We start from the raw sequence: 19,929 nt of genomic DNA, 5'->3' as shown, positions 1-19,929 counted from the left end.
ATGATAGGTATTGAAACAGATATGGAGCAGTTTGCAAATATTAAAGTTATTGGCGTCGGTGGTGGCGGTGGGAATGCTGTAAACAGAATGATTGAGGCAGGACTTAAAGGTGTGGAATTCATTGCAATCAATACGGACAAGCAAGCACTTTACATGTCAAAAGCTGAGACAAAAATACAGATTGGCGACAAACTGACAAAAGGCCTTGGGGCAGGCGCAAATCCTGAAATTGGCAAAAAAGCAGCGGAAGAGACAAAAGACGAGATTGAAAAGATTATAAGCGGTGCTGATATGGTATTTATTACTGCAGGTATGGGTGGCGGCACAGGTACAGGCGCTGCTCCTGTAGTAGCTGAAATAACTAAACAATTAGGCATTTTGACTGTTGGAGTTGTTACAAAGCCGTTTACTTTTGAAGGGAAAAAAAGAATGACACACGCTGAAATGGGAATAAGTGAGCTTAAAAAACACGTAGACGCACTTGTCACGATTCCAAATGATAGGCTGTTACAGGTGGCAGAGAAGAAGACATCAATGTTAGATGCGTTTAAAATTGCAGATGATGTCTTAAGGCAAGGTGTCCAAGGTATTTCTGACCTAATTGCTGTCCCAGGTCTTGTCAATGTTGATTTTGCTGATGTTAAGACCATAATGATGGAAACAGGTCTTGCACACATGGGTATAGGAATAGCATCTGGTGAAAATAAAGCCACCGAAGCGGCAAAGCAAGCGGTTCAAAGTCCACTTTTGGAGACGTCGATAGAAGGTGCAAGAGGGATATTGTTAAATATAGCCGGTGGAACTAACTTAAGCATATTTGAGGTTAACGAAGCGGCTAACTACATATATGAAACAGCGGATCCTGATGCAAATATCATATTTGGCGCAGTCATTGATGAAAGTTTAGAGGATCAGATTAGGATTACGGTAATCGCAACAGGGTTTGAAAAGAGGTTTGATTCTGAAAAGAAACCGAAAATAGAAAAAGAAATTATAAAACAAAGCGAAGTTAAAGACATAAACGAGGTCATAAAGTTTGACAATGACGACCTTGACATTCCTACTTTCTTAAGAAGAGGTAGAAAGTAAAAATAGAAACACCTTAATTAATGTTTTAATTAGGGTGTTTTTTTAATGCCTTTTTAACTACATTAATTAACATTAATGTATAAAATTCTTTAAAAAAATATTGATAACGGAGAAAATTTAGTGCCAAATTATAACAATTTTATCGATATTTTTTTATTATAATAGGAATAAAGGGTTGCGGAATGAATATACATAGTTTAGGTAGTTTTTAAAGTTATTTGGAGCTGATAGGAGTGTACGCCGATGTAATTTTTATCGAAAACTTGATCATAAATTATATAATTTTATATTTGACTAAAAGATTTTCCAGATCGAATACTAATAATGCAAAGTTAATTTTCTCGTCCGCTTTAGGCGCTTTGTATGTAATTCTAATATTTTTTTCTTTGCCTAATATAATTTATTCACTTACATTTAAAATAATAATATCTATTTTAATGGTGGCAATTGCATTTGGGTTTAATAGATTTCATGAATTTATAAGAGTCTTAAGCATTTTTTATCTGGTTTCATTTATAATAGGTGGAACGGCTTTTGCATTGATTTACGTCGTGAATATAGACATTAGACAGATCATAATAGCAGCACTATTTTTCGCAATACTTTTAACTTATATTGGTTGGGGATACATATCAAAAAAGAATATAGAAAGCAATATTTTGTATAAGCTGCATATAGAAATGGATAATAAAGTAAGAGATGTAACGGCGATATTAGATACAGGCAATACGCTACATGATCCTATTTCTAATTATCCTGTTGCAATAGTAGAATATAATGCTGTAAAAGAATTGTTGCCAGAAAAATTAAAAAATGTATTTGATTCTATGGGAAATGAATCTATATTTGAAATGACTAAAGTAGTAGATGATGATAAATGGCTTAAAAGGTTGAGGTTAGTGCCTTTTAATTCTATTGGAAACGACAGCGGGATTTTGATAGGATTTATACCTGACAATTTGGTGGTTGAAGGATATAGAAAATCGCAAAAAAATGCGATTGTGGGAATATATTTTAAAAAGTTAAATGAGACTTCAGATTATGAAGCACTTATAGGTACAGAATTGCTAAATTGATGGAGGGATGATGCGGTGAATATTAAGACAAAGGTGAAAGTAACTATTCAGTTGGCAATACTAAAAGTATTGACAAAACTGAAAATTCGAGACTCGATCTTTTATGTTGGTGGCAGTGAGGCTTTGCCTCCTCCTCTTTCGGCAGAAGAAGAAATGTTTTTGATAGCAAAAATGGAATCAGGTGATAATGAAGCTAAGTCAATGTTAATCGAGAGGAATTTGCGGCTCGTAGTCTATATAGCAAAGAAATTCGAGAATACTGGAGTAGGCATAGAAGATCTTATTTCTATAGGAACCATTGGGCTTATTAAATCAATAAATACGTTCAATCCGCGCAAAAAGATAAAGCTGGCTACTTATGCATCAAGATGCATAGAAAATGAGATACTCATGTATTTAAGGAGGAATAGCAAGACCAGAATGGAGGTTTCGTTTGATGAACCACTGAATATTGATTGGGATGGGAATGAGCTTCTTCTTTCAGATATTTTAGGTACAGACAATGAGCTGGTGTATAAAATCATTGAAGACGAAGTTGACAAACAGTTGTTGAAAAATGCATTGAAAAAGCTATCTGATAGAGAAAAAAGGATTATAGGATTGAGGTTTGGACTTAGCGGTGGAACAGAAATGACTCAAAAGGAAGTAGCCGACCTATTAGGCATATCGCAGTCATACATTTCAAGATTAGAAAAAAGGATATTAAAAAGACTCAAAAAAGAAATAAATAGATTAGTTTAAAATTGAATAAAATTTGCTCCGCAGGTAATACTTAAAATTAACCAATACATTTGGAGGATGGGCATATGAATAATAAAGTAGAGATCTGCGGAGTAAATACTTCCAAGTTACCTGTACTAAAAGGAGCTAAGCAAAAGGAACTGCTTTTAAGAATGAAAAACGGCGATAAAAGCGCCAGAGAAGAATTCATAAATGGAAATTTAAGACTTGTGTTGAGCGTTATACAAAGATTTAACAATCGCGGCGAGTATGTAGATGATTTGTTTCAAGTTGGCTGTATAGGCTTGATTAAGGCGATAGATAATTTTGATTTAAATCAGAACGTGAAATTTTCAACGTATGCAGTGCCAATGATCATTGGAGAGATCAGACGGTATTTAAGAGATAACAATTCTATTAGGGTTAGCAGATCATTACGAGATGTGGCATATAAGGCTTTGCAAGTAAGAGATAAACTTGTCAATGAAAATTCAAAAGAACCTACTGTTGGCGATATAGCGAAAGAATTGAACATACCGAGAGAAGAAGTGGTTTTTGCACTTGATGCCATACAAGATCCTGTGTCACTTTTTGAACCAATATACCATGATGGTGGAGATGCAATATACGTGATGGACCAGATTGGCGATGAAAAAAACGTAGATGAAGTATGGTTGGAACAAATAGCATTAAAGGAGGCGATAAAGAAATTAAACGACAGAGAAAAGATGATATTGACGATGCGCTTCTTTGAAGGGAAAACTCAAATGGAGGTTGCGAAAGAGATTGGTATATCACAAGCTCAAGTGTCAAGACTTGAAAAATCAGCATTATCCCACATGAGAAAATATATATGACTTGCCTTATGGCAAGTTTTTCTATTGTAATTTGATAAAAATAACTGCATATATTTTTAGTATAAAGATTTTAAGGGGGAATCGGAATGTTTAAGACATCAGATTTAAGAGACAAAGACGTAATTGACGTAAAAACAGGGAAAAGACTTGGCAACATAATTGACATAGAAGTAAACTTGGAGGAAGGCAAAGTAGACGGATTTATAATACCAGGCGAGACAAAAGGATTTAGACTTTTTGCAAAGGATCAGGACTTGTACATACCATGGCAATCTGTAAAAAAAATAGGAGAAGATGTTATACTAATTGATATTAATGAAGATGTAACACAAGTTTGACTATTTACATCAATTTTATTATAATTTTATTAGCAATTGTCGATGAAGAAAGTTTTTTGATCGGTTGTGACGAAAGGAATGATAATGTTTGAAATGTCCTTTTTGCGGTTATTTAGATTCTAAAGTGATTGATTCTCGACCTACCGATGATTCTACTTCAATAAGGAGAAGGCGAGAATGTATAAATTGCGGCAAAAGGTTTACCACTTATGAAAAAGTCGAGCAAGTTCCAATTTTGGTAATAAAGAAAGATTTAAGCAGAGAGTCTTATGACAGGGATAAAATACTAAGAGGCATGATAAAGGCTTGTGAAAAAAGACCAGTTCCTATTCAAAAATTAGAAGAGCTGACAGATGAAATAGAAAGAGATATTTACAATTCTTATGAAAAGGAAATCACGTCTGCTAAAATTGGAGAGATGGTGATGGAAAAGCTTAAAAATGTTGACGAAGTGGCGTATGTAAGATTTGCATCTGTTTACAGACAATTTAAAGACATAAACACTTTTATGGACGAGCTAAAAAAATTGCTGAATGATACCGAGGAGAAGAAATGAAGCTCTATTTTTGTACATGATGTACTTAGGAGGTGCAATTTTGGCACATACAATTCTTGTTATTGAAGATGAAGCCCATATTTTAGAGTTGCTAAGGTACAATTTAGAAGCACAAGGATATAATGTTGTTTTAACAGATAATGGCAAAGATGGCCTTGAAAAATGCAAAGAGACAAACCCCGATCTGGTTCTTTTAGATTTGATGCTTCCCGATATAGATGGCATAGATGTATGTAAGAAGTTAAAATCAGATGAACATCTTAAAAACATCCCTATAATTATGCTGACTGCAAAGAGTGAAGAAGTAGACAAGATATTAGGATTGGAACTTGGGGCAGATGACTACATTACAAAACCTTTCAGTATAAGAGAGCTGTTGGCAAGGATTAAAGTAGTGCTAAGAAGATCCAAAAATGAGTCTGAGGACAATGAGATCATCAAGTTTGGAGATATCACGATAGATACTGAAAAACATTTGGTTTATAAAGGCAATGAATTGCTTGATCTCACTTTAAAAGAGTTTGAGCTTTTAAAACTTTTATCAAAAAATCGAGGCAAAGTTTTGACTCGAGATTATTTGTTGGACAAGGTATGGGGATATGAATACGCTGGCGAAACAAGAACTGTGGATGTCCACATACGACATTTGAGAAAAAAGATAGAAGATGACGATAAACTTCCAGTATACATTGAAACGGTACGTGGGATTGGGTACAAATTAAAGGATATAGGTGAAAGTGATGTTTAAAAAACTGTACTACAGCTATTTTATCATAAGCTTTTTAGGCATCTTGGCAACATCATTTTTTTTTATTGGAAAAGTGTCAATGATAAGGCTCATAATCGGGATACTTTTTGGGCTGATTGTCAGCAATTTTTTTGGTTACAGGCTAATAAAAGGTATTGTTCAGCCTATCAATGAGATTACCGATGTTGCTAAAGAGATAACGAAGGGCAATTACGAACACAGAATTGAGATAAAATCAATCGATGAGATTGGTCAATTATCATTTGCCATAAATACCATGTCGGACAAGCTTCAAGAGACGATAGACGAGTTGTACGATAGAAATGCAAAGTTGGAAGCTATTTTAAGAAGTTTAGTAAATGGTGTCGTAGCTTTTGATGAAAATGAGAGAATTTTGCTTATAAACGATTCGGCTCGAACAATGCTTGGCATCAAGGATAATTATGCAGTTGGAAAACACATATTGGATGTCGTTAGAAATTCGAAATTTCACGATGTTTTGGAAAAAATCATAAAAGACAAGGGATATAATATAGATAACTTTGAGATTGACACATTTAACAAACATCTAAAAATATACTCCAGTCCAATCGTTCATCAAGTCACGCATAAAAAATTAGGATTTGTTGTCATAATAAATGATATAACGGAAATCAGAAAGTTAGAAAAAATCAGAAGCGATTTTGTGGCAAATGTATCACATGAGTTAAGGACGCCACTTACTTCTATAAGAGGTTTTATTGAGACATTGAGGGAAGGTGCAATTGATAATGTTGAGAGAAGGGACAGGTTTTTAGAGATCATCGAGTTTGAAGCTGAAAGACTTACGAGGCTAATAAATGATATTTTGACGCTTTCTGAGATAGAAAATTTGAAGGAAGGTTTTGTAAAAGAGGATATTGCAATTGATGAAGAAATCAATGAAATTTTTTACATCATGGAAAAAACTGCTGAAGATAAAAATATAAAGCTTATAAAAGATTTAAACTGCAAGGATGTTGTGATCAAGACCAGTAAGGATAGACTTAGGCAGATGATCATCAATCTTGTTGACAATGGCATAAAGTATACTCCTGAAGGTGGATATGTGAAAGTCACCACAGCCGATATGGAAAACAATATCGTAATAGAAGTAGAAGACAGCGGAATAGGCATATCAAAGGAAAATATACCGAGGCTCTTTGAAAGGTTTTATCGGGTTGATAAAGGAAGATCGAGAAAATTAGGTGGTACTGGACTTGGCCTTGCAATTGTAAAACACATTGTAGAATCAATGAAAGGCAGTATTACTGTAGAAAGTGAAGTAGGCAAAGGCACAAAATTTACCATTGTTTTACCTAAAGAACAAAAATAGTACATGATTTTACATGATTTTAACACAAGCTTAATACAGGCTTTACAATAGACTGTTATACTAAACTTGTAAAAAAAATACGGAGGTGCAATTATGTCAAAGAGTAAAATAGCAAAAGTTCTATTGTCTGTATTGATGGTTTTAAGCGTGTTTTTATTTTCTGCATGTGGTCCAAATACTAATAATTCAGGATCATCTAATCAATCAAATAGCAGTCAAGATATTTCTGGTACTGCAACAGCAGTCGGTTCTACAGCTTTACAGCCTTTAGTAGAGCAAGCAGCAACATTATTCAATCAAAAATATCCTAATGCCACTATTAATGTACAAGGCGGTGGAAGTGGTACCGGTTTGACACAGGTAGCGCAAGGTGCAGCGGACATAGGTGATTCAGACATATATGCAGAAGAAAAATCAGGTATTGATGCAAAATCATTGGTAGATCATAAAGTAGCCGTTGTAGGGTTTGCTGTTGTTGTTAATAAAGACGTGACAGTAGATAATCTGACGCAGCAGCAATTGGTTGATATCTTTACAGGCAAGATAAAAAATTGGAAAGAAGTTGGAGGCCCAGATGAGCCGATAATCGTGGTAAATAGGCCAACAAGCTCAGGTACAAGAGCGACTTTTAAGAAGATCGTGTTAGGTGGACAAGATGAAGTACAGGGATTGGCATTGACAGAAGATGCTTCAGGTACTGTTAGAAAGACAGTGGCGGAAAAGAAAGGTGCAATAAGCTATCTTGCATTCTCTTATCTTGATGATTCTGTAAAAGCTCTTAAGTACAATGGTGTTGAGCCAACAAAAGAAAATGTTATAAATGGCACATATCCAATCGCATCATATGAGCACATGTACACAAAAGGCGAACCTAAAGGCGTTGTGAAGGCATTCTTAGACTTTATGATGTCTGACGAAGTACAGAAAGGACCTGCAGAGAAGCTTGGCTTTATAAACATAAATGACATGAAAGTAACTTTAAAATAGGCAAAAAAAACAGAATACGAATTATGTTTTATAAGAGCTGGTATTTATACTTGCTCTTATTTTTATAATGATTAATAATTTAACATAAAATTAACATAAATTTTACATTACCTTAATGAATATTTTTTTTTATTTTGATACTATAATTAAAGTATTGTCGAAAATTCATATCAGGAGGTAAAAAATGTCTGAAAAGTATGACAAAAGACGAAAGGTTTTTGACAAGATTGGAAAAACGTATGCTTTTATTTGTGCTTTTTTATTGATAGTCATCACTGTTTCTATTTTTTACTTTGTTGCAACAAAAGGGCTTTCAACGTTTATTGTTGATAAACGTTCTGTAAGCGAATTTCTTTTTGGAACCACATGGAAACCAGATAGACCTAATAGTCAAGGAGGGCCTGCCATAGGGTCGCTTCAGTTCATATTAGGTTCTGTGTTTGTTTCAGTTTTTGCCATTTTGATAAGCACACCTCTTAGCATATCAGCAGCTATCTTCATGGTTGAAATAGCAAAAAAACTTGGAAGAAACTTATTGCAGCCTGCGATGGAGATATTCGTTGGCATCCCTTCTGTCGTATACGGTTGGATTGGACTTACCGTTTTAGTTCCCTTCATAAGTAAGCACATTGGCGGGTTAGGTTTTAGCCTGCTGGCAGGCATATTAGTATTGACGATAATGGTTCTTCCAACGATAACAAGCGTCAGTACGGATGCTATTAAGTCATTGCCTTGGGAGATACGGGAAGCTTCTTATGCACTTGGTGCCACGAGATGGCAGACGATTAGAAGGGTAATATTGCCTGCTGCGAAGTCAGGTATACTTACAGCAATTGTATTAGGGTTAGCTCGTGCTTTTGGCGAGGCTTTGGCAGTTCAAATGGTTATCGGAAACAGCCCAGCGATTCCTTTGTCGTTCTTGCAGCCTATGTCCACGATTACATCTATTATCACTATGGATATGGCAAATACGGTGACAGGTTCAACTTGGAATAATGCCCTTTGGTCCTTGGCATTATTGTTGCTGCTAATATCGTTTGGATTTATTCTCATAATAAGGCTTGTTGGCAGGAGGAGCATGTACAAATGAAATCAAAATTTTACGATAAGCTGGCTACTATATATTTTTACGTTGTGGCAGGAGTCATAGTGCTTTTTCTTTTATCTCTTATAAGCTATATATTGTATCAAGGCAGAAGTGAGTTAAATTTGCATTTTATATTGACGCCTCCAAAATTCATGGAGAAAGGTGGAGGTATAGCTCCACAGATATTTAATTCACTGTTGCTTTTAGTGATAACTCTCATTATTTCAGTTCCAATTGGAGTTGGTGCGGGACTTTACATGGCAGAGTATGCAAGACCCAGCAAAGTAACTGAGTTAATCAGATTATCGACAGAGACATTGTCTTCATTGCCATCGATTGTGGTAGGATTATTTGGGCTTTTAATTTTTGTAAATATGCTTCACTGGGGATATTCTTTGATGTCAGGTGCATTGGCCCTTACTGTATTAAATTTGCCTGTTATGGCCAGAGTCAGTGAGGACGCCATAAAAAGCGTTTCATCTTCATTAAAGGAAGCAAGTTTTGCATTAGGCGCTACTAAGTGGCAAACGATAGTAAAAGTGTTGGTTCCATCTGCTTTGCCAGGACTTGTGACAGGCATAATACTTACTTCTGGTAGGATTTTTGGAGAAGCTGCTGCGCTTTTATACACGGCTGGCATGAGTACACCTATGCTTAATTTTAAAGTTTTAAATCCTTTAGTGCCAGGTTCTCCATTTTATCCATTTAGAGCTGCTGAGACTTTGGCTGTTTATATTTGGAAAGTCAACAGTGAAGGGCTTGCACCAGATGCCAGACAAATTGCTGATGGTTCAGCGGCAGTTCTTCTCATAATAGTGTTGGTGTTTAACATTTTAGCTCGTTGGCTTGGTAATGTTTTATATAAAAAGATGACAGGCGGAAAATAATGCAATATAATTATTTATAGAAAGGGGAAACCTTTTTCATGAAAAAAATTGAAGTAAGGGATCTTGATTTATTTTATGGTCAGATGCAGGCGCTTAAAAAAATAAATATCGATGTAGAAGAAAATAGCGTTATGGCTTTAATTGGTCCATCTGGCTGTGGGAAGTCTACTTTTTTAAGGACATTGAATAGGATGAATGACCTTATAGATGGTGTGACTATTAAAGGAACTGTCATGATAGACAATCAAAATATATACAAAGATGTTGATGCGATAGAGCTTAGAAAAAGGGTAGGGATGGTGTTTCAGAAGCCAAATCCTTTTCCAATGACCATATACGATAATATCGCATATGGTCCGCGAATACACGGACAGAAAAATAAGAAAATATTAAATGAGATAGTCGAAAAAAGTTTAAAAGATGCAGCCCTTTGGGATGAAGTAAAGGATAGGCTTAATGATTCTGCATTAGGCTTATCAGGCGGTCAGCAGCAGAGATTGTGCATAGCAAGGACATTAGCTATTGAGCCAGAGATAATATTGATGGATGAGCCGACATCTGCTCTCGATCCGATTTCGACCATGAAGATAGAAGAATTAATCGACCAATTGAAGAATAAATATACTATAGTTATCGTGACACACAATATGCAGCAGGCTGGAAGAGTGTCTGACTCAACGTCATTTTTCTTAAACGGCGAGATAATCGAGACGGGGAAAACCGAGGATATATTTTATAATCCTCGTGACAAGCGTACAGAGGATTATATAACAGGAAGATTTGGTTAAAGGAGGTGCTATTGTGAACAGGACACACTTTGAAAAAGAGTTAGAAGATTTGCATTACGACATCTTAAAGATGGGTGCAATGGTTGAAGAAGCTATCGGAAATTCCATATTATCTTTAATAAACCACGATGTAGAACTGGCTCAGAAGGTAATCGATCAAGATGACAGGATAGATGAAAAAGAAGTGGAAATTGACGATAGATGCTCCAGGATAATTCTGACACAGCAACCGTTGGCGAGAGATCTTAGGATTGTCCTTACAGGTCTAAAGATAAATACTGATTTGGAGAGAATGGCAGATCATGCGGTAGACATAGCAAAAACCACGATCAGGATAGCACATCAGACGTATATTAAGCCTCTTATTGACATACCAAGGATGAGCGACATCGTGAGAGAGATGGTTAAGCTGTCTCTCGACTCTTACGTGAATCAAGATACAGAATTAGCAAAGACCATCAATCAAAAAGATGATATTGTCGATAGCCTATACAAGCAGATCTTTAGGGAGCTTCTTACGTATATGATAGAAGATCCCAAAAACATCGATCAAGCTGCACAATTCTTATTTGTGGCTAGATACTTGGAGAGAATAGCAGATCATGCGACGAATATATGCGAATGGGTAATATATCTTGATAGTGGGCAGCATATAGACCTAAATGAATAAAAAATTAAAAACACCTTTTTAGGTGTTTTTTTGTATACTTTTTTTAATACTGCAAAAGATATAAATCGAGGTGATGTTAAATGCCACTTGCTTACATAATATTGTCCATAACAGGTCTATTTGTTCTTTTTGGATTCGCCCATAGAGCCTTAGACAGGATGAAAATGACAGATACATGGGCTCTTATAATCATAATGGGTATGATAGTTGGTACATTTTTGCCAGATATACCGTTAGGGAGAAAGATATCTATAAACATAGGAGGTGCTGTGATACCAGCGGCCGTTGCAGTATATTTGTTCATTAGAGCGGAAAGAGGCATTGAAAGAATAAATGCTGTAGTGGCATCTATATTGGCGGGAACTGCTGTTTACCTGGCTGGAAAGTTGCTGCCCAGTGAACCAGAAGCTATGTTTATAGAGCCTAACTATGTCTACGGTATTATCAGTGGTTTGATCGCTTATTTGTTTGGCAGATCAAGAAGGTGTGCTTTTATCGCCGGTGTCATGGGAGTCATTTTAAGCGACTTGGCAGAAGGTCTTACAAATATAATTTTGGCAAGACCAGGTACGATTTCTGTAGGAGGGGCAGGTGCATTTGATACTGTAGTCATATCAATGATAGTGGCCGTATTTTTCTCTGAGATACTTGGTGAAACAAGGGAAAAAATACAAGGAGGTACATCAAAAAAGGGTACAGAACCGCATTTAACCAGCAGCCTTTTAAGCGAAGATGATATTGAAGCTATTAGAGAAAAATATCGCAAAAAGGACAGTGATGATTCAGATGAGAAATAAAAAAGCGATTGTGTTTATATTATTTACAGTATTGGTTACATCTTTTTCATTTGTAAAGATAAACGCTGATGATTGGAGCGGTAAAGACGGTGGATATTATACGGTATATCTAAACAAGACGAATGATGTGCTTTTTAGGATTTCTTGGGACTTAAAGGTAAATGATATGTATTTATCACATGACAATAAAATGTACAAGATAATAAAAGTCGATAAAAAAAATGACAAAGCTTATGCGACGTATTTAAAGACGGTAAAGCTTCCTGATGTCAACATAGAAGAAGTTTCTCAAGCAATGGCTCAAAAAACTGGCGAGAGAAAAATTGCAATGTACTCCACACACAGCGATGAATCGTATATACCCACAGATGGAACTGCCAGCATTTATGGACATGGAGGCATATATAAAGTTGATGCGTCGTTAAGCAATGCGCTGTCAAAGAAGGGTATTAAAACATTTGTCGATGAGACACTTTATTTACCGCATGATGCAATGGCATACAGGCGCTCTCGAGTTGGTGCATTAAAAATCTTAAAAAACGATAGGCCTGACTTGCTACTTGATATACACAGAGATGCTGCACCGTACCAAGATTATATACGAAAAATAGCAGGTACAAATGCGACAGGTGTTAGACTTGTTTTAGGTAGAACAAACGCAAATTTAAAAGCAAACCAAGACTTAGCTTTTCGTATAAAAGCAATAGCAGACAAGGAATATCCTAATTTGATAAAAGATATTTTTTACGGAAGCGGTGATTACAATCAAGATTTAACTCCTAATTCGTTATTGTTGGAATTTGGCACAGATACGCATACAAGGCAAAGAGCAGAGGAATCAGCCAAATTTATGGCTGACGTTCTCACCAAAGCTGTATATGGTGCAGATGAGAAGAAACAAGTTGGGACTTTGACTAATACACAGAAAGGAACGGCGTCACAAAACAATTCTGCAGGCTGGGGCATTTGGATCCTTATAGGTGTAGCCGTTTTTTCGATTGTAGGATTTATGTTTTTAAGTACAGGTGGACGAGAGATGATGTCAAAGATAAAAGATTATACAAAGAAAGAATTCAGCAGTTTTTTAGGAATTTTCAATAAAGATAAAAAGTAATCTGATTGGTGCGGTAAAGCACCATTTTTATAGTGTGGTGATAAAACTGAAAATAGTATACTACAGCTATTACGGATGTTTTTCATCTGTCATTGCAGCGTATATTCATATAGGATATTTAAAAGATAAAGTATCAAAAGATACTATATTTTCTTTGCCAGAAATGCTTGACTTAGACTACGGTGAACTAAAATACATAGGGTTTGATGAAAACTTACATGAGGTTTATGTCATAGGCATGAAAAGTTTTAGCGATAACATAAAAAAGACATTAGAAGGGCTTAGAAAGATTTACAATTTGGAGTATGACAGATTAATATTTATAGATACAAGTATGTATGAACCAAAATATCTTAAATTTATTTTTCCAATAAGAAAGATTGTGCTTTTAAAAAAGATTTCTGATGAAATTTTATATAATTGGTTAATTAAGCGTTTTGATGGAATTAAAAATTTGGTTGAAGAATTTAAAAAAGATGGTATTGAGGAGAAAGCATGATTATAGCTTATGTTTGTTATGGAAGTGCTCATTCATCCATTGTAGCGGCAGCGATACACGTTGGATTTCTTCCTAATGATAGGATTCCTGCTTTTGAAGAATTCCTGTCTTTACCTCATTATGATATGACAGAAGGTAATCAGATAGGTATTCCATTTTACATGGGTGTTGATGAATTTAACAATGATGTGTACGCAATTGGAGCCAAAAGCGGGAGAAAGATCATGATGAAGGCTGTAAAAAGCTTTTTAAGGGAATCTGGCATACATGAAGAAGAAATAATGCTTATTGATACATTGCCAGCTATTGGACTTATGACGAAGTTTGGTGGCATGACATCCAGGAGATTTAAAATGATATCTATTGGCAGACCTTTTACTGTCTATGGAATAATAAAAAAGTACAAAAACTTTTTAGACATAGTAAACAGTGTGAAGTCAAAATTAAAAGAGCTTGACTAAGTCCTTCTATTAATTCATAATATTATTGGATGATTAGTAGGAGGATATTAAATGGCATACCATAAAATAAAAGATGTACTAAAAGATAGCATTGCTGATGAATTGGGGATTGAGCCAGGTGATACGCTTATATCGATAAATGGCAGTGAAATAACAGATTTAATAGATTATAAGTTTCAAATAGCTAATGAAAATATAGAGCTTTTAATAAAGAAGGAAGATGGAGAGGAATATATTTACGAGATTGAGAAAGATTACGATGATGACTTGGGTCTTATTTTTGAGACAGGGATCATAGATAAGCTAAAACACTGCAGGAATAAGTGTGTTTTTTGTTTTGTCGATCAGTTGCCTAAGAATGTAAGGCATAGTTTGGCTTTCAAAGATGATGATTACCGCTTGTCTTTTTTGCAAGGCAATTTTGTGACGCTTACTAATGTAAGCGATGAAGAATTTTCCAGGATTATAAGGTATAAGATGTCTCCAATATACTTGTCTGTTCACGCTACAGATGATGAAATCCGCAAAAGGATGATGAGAAACCCAAATGCCGGAGGGATTTTAGACAAGATAAAGGAGCTTATTAAAAACGGCATTGAGGTGCACTGCCAAGTAGTCTTGTGTCCTGGGCTCAACGACGGGCAAATCCTCGATAAGACTATTGAGGATCTGTCAAAGCTTTTTCCGGGAGTAAAATCAGTTGCGGTGGTGCCGGTTGGACTTACGGACCATAGAGAAGGGCTTTTTGAGCTTAAAACATTTGATAAAGAAGGAGCACAAGATGTATTAAATAAAATATCTAAGTGGCAGAAAAGATTGAAAAGTGATATAAAAACATCATTTGTATTTGCAGCGGATGAATTTTACGTTTTAGCAGACGTAGACATACCTGATTATAATGCGTATGAGAATTTTCCGCAGATTGAAAATGGTGTAGGCCTTATGGCCATGTTTAAAAAGCAGTTTGTAGATTACTACAAAAAAATTGGAGATGTGAAGTCTAAAGATAGTTTTTGTGTTATAACGGGAGTGTCAGCATATAAATTTATTGAGGAACTTGTTTATATGCTGGATAAAAAAGGTGTAGATATTAAAGTCGTTCCAATAATTAATAATTTCTTTGGCAAAAAGATAACTGTTTCAGGTCTTATAACAGGCAGCGATATTATAAATCAGTTGAAAGGTAAAATAAATGGTGAAACTTTAATAATACCTGATTCCATGATAAAAGAAGGTACTGATTCATTTTTAGATGATGTGACAATAGATGATGTTGAAAAAGAGCTTAATACAAAAGTATTAGTTTCCGAAGTAGATGGTAAAAAATTTATACAAAAGATAATTGGAAGGTGATACGATGGCATATCCTATGGTAGGAATTGTAGGTAGACCAAATGTTGGGAAATCGACGCTTTTTAATAAGATAACTGGACAGCGCATTTCGATTGTTGAAGATCAACCTGGTGTAACCAGAGATAGAATTTACTATGAGACGGAATGGATGGATAAAAGGTTTATATTGGTTGACACAGGAGGGCTTGAGCCAGATTCGGAAGATGAGTTTTTTTCGAAAATAAAGATGCAAGTTGAAGCTGCTTTAAAAACGGTTGACTTGATTTTATTTGTAATTGATGGAAAAGAAGGCGTAAGTCCTGTTGATGAGGACATAGCAACTATGTTGAGGAAATCTCGCAAAAAAGTTTTGCTTGTATTGAATAAAGTTGACAACTTTAAAGAAATGCCTATTAGCTATTATGATTCGATGCGACTTGGATTTGGAGAGCCAATAGCAATATCAGCATCTAATGGATTAGGCATAGGAGATTTGTTGGATGAAGTCATTGAAAATATACCTGATCATATAGATGAATACGATGAAGAAACTATTAAAATATGTTTTATAGGGAAGCCAAACGTAGGGAAGTCTTCTCTCGTCAATAAGATATTGGGCGAAGAAAGGGCCATCGTCAGCGACATACCTGGTACTACAAGAGATGCTCTTGACACGTACTTTGAAAAAGATGACAGAAAATACGTCATAATCGATACAGCAGGAATGAGGAAAAAAGGAAAAATAGAAGATAAGATTGAAAGATATAGCGTTTTGAGGGCTTTATCTGCAATTGATAGATCTGACATATGCATTCTTGTAATAGATGCTACTGAAGGTCCTACTGAGCAAGATACAAAAATTGCCGGTTATGCTTTTGAACAGAATAAAGCAATGATAATTGCGGTGAACAAATGGGATCTCATTGAAAAAGACAACAGCACCGTAAATGAATATACAAAGCTTATAAGGGAGAAGTTTTCTTTTATGAGTTTTGCGCCAATAACGTTTATATCAGCCAAAACCGGGCAAAGATTGAATAAGCTTTTTGAACTAATAAATAGCGTTTGGAGAGAGTACAATAAGAGGATTTCTACTGGTACGTTAAACAATGTGATAAGTGAAGCATTGCTTATAAATCCGCCACCTGCAGAAAAAGGCCGCGTATTAAAAGTGTACTACATGACGCAATTTGGCATAAAGCCACCATCGTTTGCGGTATTTGTAAATGATCCGGAGATAATGCATTTTTCGTATGTGAGGTTTATAGAGAATACACTGAGAGATAATTTTGGATTTGAAGGCGTGCCATTAAAAATTGAAGTTAGAAAAAAAGGCGAAAAGTAAAGGAGGTGAATCTACGGTGAAGATAGCATTAGTCGCTATACTTGCCTATTTAATTGGGTCGTTTAACAGTGCTTATTTTTTTACTAATTTTATCAAAAAAACCGATATAAGAAAGTACGGCAGTGGAAATGCTGGGGCTACAAACGTCATGAGGGTTCTTGGATTTAAAGTCGCTTTTTTTGTGTTTTTGTCTGATGTATTAAAAGGAGTTTTAGCTGTACTTCTTGGTAGGTTTATTGCTGGGAATATAGGTGGTTATGTTGCAGGAATAGCAGTAGTAATGGGGCACAATTGGCCTGTTTTCTTGGGATTTAAAGGTGGTAAAGGAGTAGCTACAAGCTTTGGAGCTATTGTGACCATAAGTCCTGTTATTGCGGTTTTGTCGCTTATAATAGGAATTGCTATTATCACTATCAGCAAGTATGTTTCGCTTGGTTCTATAATAGGAGCAGTTTCATTTCTCATTTTTAATATTATCTATTACAAATCATCTAATATGCTGGTGTTTGCAATACTGATTACATCAATGGCTGTGTTCCAGCACAGAGCGAATATAAAACGATTACTCAATGGAACCGAATCGAAATTTGGACAAAAAACAAATATAAAGTAAAGAGGGATTTACAAATGGACGTTGCAGTATTAGGTGCAGGCAGTTGGGGAACAGCAATGGCTATTCATTTGGATTCTATGAGCCACAATGTTTGCATGTGGACGAGAGATCAAAACCAGATGGAAGAAATCAAAAAAACGGGCTATAATAAAAAGTACCTTGATGCAAAATTGCCAAAAAGCATTGATATAACTACTGACATGAGTCATGTAGTTAAAAACAAGAAAATAATAGTTTTAGCAGTTCCCTCACACGCAGTAAGATATGTGGTAGAAATGATAAAAGGGTTAATTGACAAGTCGGCAATAATTGTAAATTTAGCAAAGGGTCTTGAAACTTCCAGTTTAAAAAGGATGTCTCAGGTTATACAAGAGATAGTGGATAATCCAGTTGTTGTGCTTTCTGGACCAAGCCATGCTGAGGAAGTCTGTAGGCACATACCTACAGCATGTGTTATTTCATCAAGCGATATAAATGCATGTGAATATGTGCAAGATGTAATGATGGATGAAAATTTCAGGTTGTATATAAATAAAGACTTGATAGGCGTTGAATTAGGTGGATCTCTTAAAAATATCATTGCATTAGGTGCTGGTATATCAGACGGGCTTGGTTTTGGGGATAATACTAAGGCTGCACTTATGACAAGAGGACTTGCTGAAATCACTCGTTTAGGTGTTGCATTAGGTTCCGATCCACTTACATTCTTGGGATTGACAGGCATGGGAGATCTTATTGTAACATGTACCAGCATGTATTCCCGCAACAGAAAGGCTGGCATAAAAATAGGGCAAGGCAAATCATTAGACGAAGCGCTAAATGAAATCGGAATGGTTGTAGAGGGCGTTAATACGACGAAATCAGCTTACGAACTTTCTAAAATTCATAACATTGAGATGCCAATAACTAATGAAATTTATTCAATACTATTTGAAGGTAAAAATCCCAGAGAAGCTGTATATTCATTGATGACACGCAATAAGAAGCATGAGATGGAGGGCATATAAAATTGTGTCCTCTTTTTTATTCATAATTGTCTATTTCCCTCATATATATGTAGTGTTAAAGTATAAAAACTATATTTATCTATAAGAAGGAGGGAAATGATGTGGAAAATTACGATATTTATAAGGATATAGCAGAAAGAACAGAAGGCGATATATATATAGGCGTCGTAGGTCCTGTTCGTACTGGGAAATCAACATTTATAAAGAGATTTATGGATATATTGGTATTGCCGAATATCGACAATTTAAACCTTAAAGAGAGAGTCCAGGATGAGTTGCCTCAGAGCGCAGCAGGTAAGACAATAATGACTACGGAGCCTAAATTTGTACCGGAGAAAGCGGTAGAAATTTCACTAAACGAAAACACCAGTTTCAGTGTAAGATTGGTGGATTGCGTAGGATACATGGTTAAAGGTGCAATGGGATATCTAGAAGGCGATAAACCGAGGATGGTTACAACTCCATGGTATGACTATGAGATTCCATTTGAAGAAGCTGCTGAAATAGGAACCAAAAAAGTAATAAATGACCATTCAACAATCGGATTGGTTGTGACGACAGACGGAAGTATTACAGAGATACCAAGAGATAACTACGTAGAATCGGAAGAAAGAGTTGTAAAAGAGTTAAAGGAAATACATAAACCATTTATAATATTATTGAATTCCACACATCCAGATGACGCCGACACAGTTAAATTAGCGAAAGATATGGAAATGAAGTACGACGTACCAGTGGTTGTAGTCAATGTGCTTAAGATGAGCATGGCTGATATTAAAAATATACTTGAAAAAGTGCTTTATGAATTTCCAATTACAGAGCTTAACATTGATCTGCCAAGATGGGTGGATGTGCTTGAAAATGAGCACTGGTTAAAACAAAGCATAATGAGTACAGTTAAACAAAGTATAGATGACTTATTTAGATTGAGGGATATAAAAAAGACAGTTGATGCCATAAAGTCCAATGAACACATGGCTGATGTAGTGATTAAAAAGATAGATCCAGGTGAAGGCATTGCAGACATAGAAGCAAAGACAAAGGAAGGCCTTTTCTTTAAAATATTAAGTGATGAATGCGGCCTTGAAATACGCGGTGACAGAGATCTTATGAAAATGATGAAAGAGTTATCGTATGCAAAGGCTGAGTACGATAAATTAAAGGATGCCATTGAAGATGCTAAGAAAAAAGGCGTAGGTGTTGTTCCTGCCAGCATAGATAACATGGAATTTGAAAAGCCAGAGATAGTAAGACAAGGTGGCAGCTTCGCTGTAAGGCTTAAAGCATCTGCACCTTCCCTTCACATATTTAGAACGGATGTTACAACTGAAGTATCGCCAATTGTCGGCACAGAAAAGCAAAGCGAAGATTTCGTCAAATACATTACAGAACAGTTTGAAAATGATCCGGATAAAATCTGGGAATCAAATATATTCGGGAAATCTCTAAGCGATCTTGTAAAAGAAGGGATGCAGAACAAGCTTGGCAAGATTCCAGACAATGTAAGCATGAGGCTAAGGGATACGCTTGAGCGAATCGTCAATGATGGAGGTGGCGGCATAATCTGCATCATATTGTGATACTTGATTTTTTAGACATTACGT

General features: G+C 35.7%; 22 protein-coding genes. All 22 read left to right on the top strand.

Annotation, left to right across the window (positions count from 1 at the left end; genetic code table 11):
• The 22 genes from ftsZ (at window position 1) to spoIVA (ending at window position 19,905) form a co-directional block, all read left to right on the top strand.
• Window positions 1-1,089 carry a cell division protein FtsZ gene (gene ftsZ / locus ACZ42G_RS09150; protein WP_085112162.1) on the top strand — a complete coding sequence of 363 codons (1,089 nt, stop codon included), beginning with the start codon at window positions 1-3 and terminating at the stop codon, window positions 1,087-1,089.
• A gap of 233 nt (window positions 1,090-1,322) precedes the next feature.
• Window positions 1,323-2,165, top strand: a complete 843-nt coding sequence (spoIIGA, locus tag ACZ42G_RS09145) for a sigma-E processing peptidase SpoIIGA (protein WP_464850153.1) — start codon at window positions 1,323-1,325, stop codon at window positions 2,163-2,165.
• A gap of 15 nt (window positions 2,166-2,180) precedes the next feature.
• Entirely contained in the window at window positions 2,181-2,906 is a 726-nt protein-coding gene (sigE, locus tag ACZ42G_RS09140; RefSeq protein ID WP_085112160.1) for an RNA polymerase sporulation sigma factor SigE, read from the top strand.
• A 65-nt stretch (window positions 2,907-2,971) separates the two neighbouring features.
• On the top strand, window positions 2,972-3,742 hold the full coding sequence (gene sigG, locus ACZ42G_RS09135; protein ID WP_013787848.1) for an RNA polymerase sporulation sigma factor SigG: 771 nt from the start codon (window positions 2,972-2,974) through the stop codon (window positions 3,740-3,742).
• An 86-nt stretch (window positions 3,743-3,828) separates the two neighbouring features.
• Window positions 3,829-4,080 (top strand): YlmC/YmxH family sporulation protein, encoded by a 252-nt coding sequence (locus tag ACZ42G_RS09130; RefSeq protein ID WP_085112159.1) that lies wholly within the window; start codon window positions 3,829-3,831, stop codon window positions 4,078-4,080.
• 88 nt (window positions 4,081-4,168) lie between these two features.
• Window positions 4,169-4,636 carry a transcriptional regulator NrdR gene (nrdR, locus tag ACZ42G_RS09125; RefSeq protein ID WP_013787850.1) on the top strand — a complete coding sequence of 156 codons (468 nt, stop codon included), beginning with the start codon at window positions 4,169-4,171 and terminating at the stop codon, window positions 4,634-4,636.
• A 40-nt stretch (window positions 4,637-4,676) separates the two neighbouring features.
• A complete protein-coding gene (locus ACZ42G_RS09120; RefSeq protein ID WP_435619354.1) occupies window positions 4,677-5,384 on the top strand; it encodes a response regulator in 708 nt (235 codons plus the stop codon).
• The gene (gene pnpS, locus ACZ42G_RS09115; protein ID WP_274892930.1) at window positions 5,377-6,738 is read left to right on the top strand and encodes a two-component system histidine kinase PnpS; all 1,362 of its coding nucleotides are present in this window, start codon (window positions 5,377-5,379) and stop codon (window positions 6,736-6,738) included. The genes ACZ42G_RS09120 and pnpS overlap by 8 nt, the downstream gene beginning before the upstream one ends.
• Window positions 6,739-6,831: 93 nt before the next feature.
• On the top strand, window positions 6,832-7,725 hold the full coding sequence (locus ACZ42G_RS09110; RefSeq protein WP_085112156.1) for a phosphate ABC transporter substrate-binding protein: 894 nt from the start codon (window positions 6,832-6,834) through the stop codon (window positions 7,723-7,725).
• Between the two features lie 184 nt (window positions 7,726-7,909).
• Entirely contained in the window at window positions 7,910-8,815 is a 906-nt protein-coding gene (gene pstC / locus ACZ42G_RS09105) for a phosphate ABC transporter permease subunit PstC (RefSeq protein WP_085112154.1), read from the top strand.
• The gene (gene pstA, locus ACZ42G_RS09100; protein WP_085112153.1) at window positions 8,812-9,699 is read left to right on the top strand and encodes a phosphate ABC transporter permease PstA; all 888 of its coding nucleotides are present in this window, start codon (window positions 8,812-8,814) and stop codon (window positions 9,697-9,699) included. Before pstC ends, pstA begins: the two co-directional genes overlap by 4 nt.
• 38 nt (window positions 9,700-9,737) lie before the next feature.
• Window positions 9,738-10,487: a phosphate ABC transporter ATP-binding protein PstB gene (pstB, locus tag ACZ42G_RS09095; RefSeq protein ID WP_013787856.1), complete on the top strand. Its 750-nt coding sequence runs from the start codon at window positions 9,738-9,740 to the stop codon at window positions 10,485-10,487.
• Window positions 10,488-10,500: 13 nt separating this feature from the next.
• Window positions 10,501-11,157, top strand: coding sequence for a phosphate signaling complex protein PhoU (gene phoU / locus ACZ42G_RS09090; RefSeq protein ID WP_274892928.1), 657 nt, complete (start codon window positions 10,501-10,503; stop codon window positions 11,155-11,157).
• Window positions 11,158-11,237: 80 nt separating this feature from the next.
• A complete protein-coding gene (locus ACZ42G_RS09085; RefSeq protein WP_085112151.1) occupies window positions 11,238-11,954 on the top strand; it encodes a DUF1614 domain-containing protein in 717 nt (238 codons plus the stop codon).
• Window positions 11,935-13,068, top strand: a complete 1,134-nt coding sequence (gene spoIIP / locus ACZ42G_RS09080) for a stage II sporulation protein P (protein ID WP_464850152.1) — start codon at window positions 11,935-11,937, stop codon at window positions 13,066-13,068. Before ACZ42G_RS09085 ends, spoIIP begins: the two co-directional genes overlap by 20 nt.
• A 37-nt stretch (window positions 13,069-13,105) precedes the next feature.
• A complete protein-coding gene (locus tag ACZ42G_RS09075) occupies window positions 13,106-13,567 on the top strand; it encodes a DUF3189 family protein (protein ID WP_240495796.1) in 462 nt (153 codons plus the stop codon).
• Window positions 13,564-14,028: a DUF3189 family protein gene (locus ACZ42G_RS09070; protein WP_085112150.1), complete on the top strand. Its 465-nt coding sequence runs from the start codon at window positions 13,564-13,566 to the stop codon at window positions 14,026-14,028. Before ACZ42G_RS09075 ends, ACZ42G_RS09070 begins: the two co-directional genes overlap by 4 nt.
• Before the next feature lie 51 nt (window positions 14,029-14,079).
• The gene (locus tag ACZ42G_RS09065; protein WP_085112149.1) at window positions 14,080-15,381 is read left to right on the top strand and encodes a DUF512 domain-containing protein; all 1,302 of its coding nucleotides are present in this window, start codon (window positions 14,080-14,082) and stop codon (window positions 15,379-15,381) included.
• Between the two features lie 4 nt (window positions 15,382-15,385).
• Complete coding sequence (gene der / locus ACZ42G_RS09060) at window positions 15,386-16,705, top strand: ribosome biogenesis GTPase Der (RefSeq protein WP_464852148.1); 1,320 nt, start codon at window positions 15,386-15,388, stop codon at window positions 16,703-16,705.
• Window positions 16,706-16,721: 16 nt separating this feature from the next.
• Window positions 16,722-17,318, top strand: a complete 597-nt coding sequence (gene plsY, locus ACZ42G_RS09055) for a glycerol-3-phosphate 1-O-acyltransferase PlsY (RefSeq protein WP_085112147.1) — start codon at window positions 16,722-16,724, stop codon at window positions 17,316-17,318.
• Window positions 17,319-17,332: 14 nt separating this feature from the next.
• Window positions 17,333-18,325 carry an NAD(P)H-dependent glycerol-3-phosphate dehydrogenase gene (locus ACZ42G_RS09050; protein ID WP_085112146.1) on the top strand — a complete coding sequence of 331 codons (993 nt, stop codon included), beginning with the start codon at window positions 17,333-17,335 and terminating at the stop codon, window positions 18,323-18,325.
• A 101-nt stretch (window positions 18,326-18,426) separates the two neighbouring features.
• Complete coding sequence (gene spoIVA, locus ACZ42G_RS09045) at window positions 18,427-19,905, top strand: stage IV sporulation protein A (protein ID WP_085112145.1); 1,479 nt, start codon at window positions 18,427-18,429, stop codon at window positions 19,903-19,905.
• The last annotated feature ends 24 nt before the right edge of the window (window positions 19,906-19,929 follow it).

This window comes from Thermoanaerobacterium calidifontis (assembly GCF_055381745.1).
Note: the sequence above shows the minus strand (reverse complement) of the source record. Positions and strands in the feature narration are given on the sequence as shown.

Bases quoted from the DNA above. Each gene is read 5' to 3' on its own strand.
- ftsZ (WP_085112162.1), top strand. From the start codon at position 1: ATGATAGGTATTGAAACAGATATGGAGCAGTTTGCAAATATTAAAGTT.
- sigG (WP_013787848.1), top strand. From the start codon at position 2,972: ATGAATAATAAAGTAGAGATCTGCGGAGTAAATACTTCCAAGTTACCT.
- ACZ42G_RS09130 (WP_085112159.1), top strand. From the start codon at position 3,829: ATGTTTAAGACATCAGATTTAAGAGACAAAGACGTAATTGACGTAAAA.
- pnpS (WP_274892930.1), top strand. From the start codon at position 5,377: ATGTTTAAAAAACTGTACTACAGCTATTTTATCATAAGCTTTTTAGGC.
- ACZ42G_RS09110 (WP_085112156.1), top strand. From the start codon at position 6,832: ATGTCAAAGAGTAAAATAGCAAAAGTTCTATTGTCTGTATTGATGGTT.
- pstC (WP_085112154.1), top strand. From the start codon at position 7,910: ATGTCTGAAAAGTATGACAAAAGACGAAAGGTTTTTGACAAGATTGGA.
- pstA (WP_085112153.1), top strand. From the start codon at position 8,812: ATGAAATCAAAATTTTACGATAAGCTGGCTACTATATATTTTTACGTT.
- pstB (WP_013787856.1), top strand. From the start codon at position 9,738: ATGAAAAAAATTGAAGTAAGGGATCTTGATTTATTTTATGGTCAGATG.
- ACZ42G_RS09085 (WP_085112151.1), top strand. From the start codon at position 11,238: ATGCCACTTGCTTACATAATATTGTCCATAACAGGTCTATTTGTTCTT.
- spoIIP (WP_464850152.1), top strand. From the start codon at position 11,935: ATGATTCAGATGAGAAATAAAAAAGCGATTGTGTTTATATTATTTACA.
- ACZ42G_RS09070 (WP_085112150.1), top strand. From the start codon at position 13,564: ATGATTATAGCTTATGTTTGTTATGGAAGTGCTCATTCATCCATTGTA.
- ACZ42G_RS09065 (WP_085112149.1), top strand. From the start codon at position 14,080: ATGGCATACCATAAAATAAAAGATGTACTAAAAGATAGCATTGCTGAT.
- der (WP_464852148.1), top strand. From the start codon at position 15,386: ATGGCATATCCTATGGTAGGAATTGTAGGTAGACCAAATGTTGGGAAA.
- ACZ42G_RS09050 (WP_085112146.1), top strand. From the start codon at position 17,333: ATGGACGTTGCAGTATTAGGTGCAGGCAGTTGGGGAACAGCAATGGCT.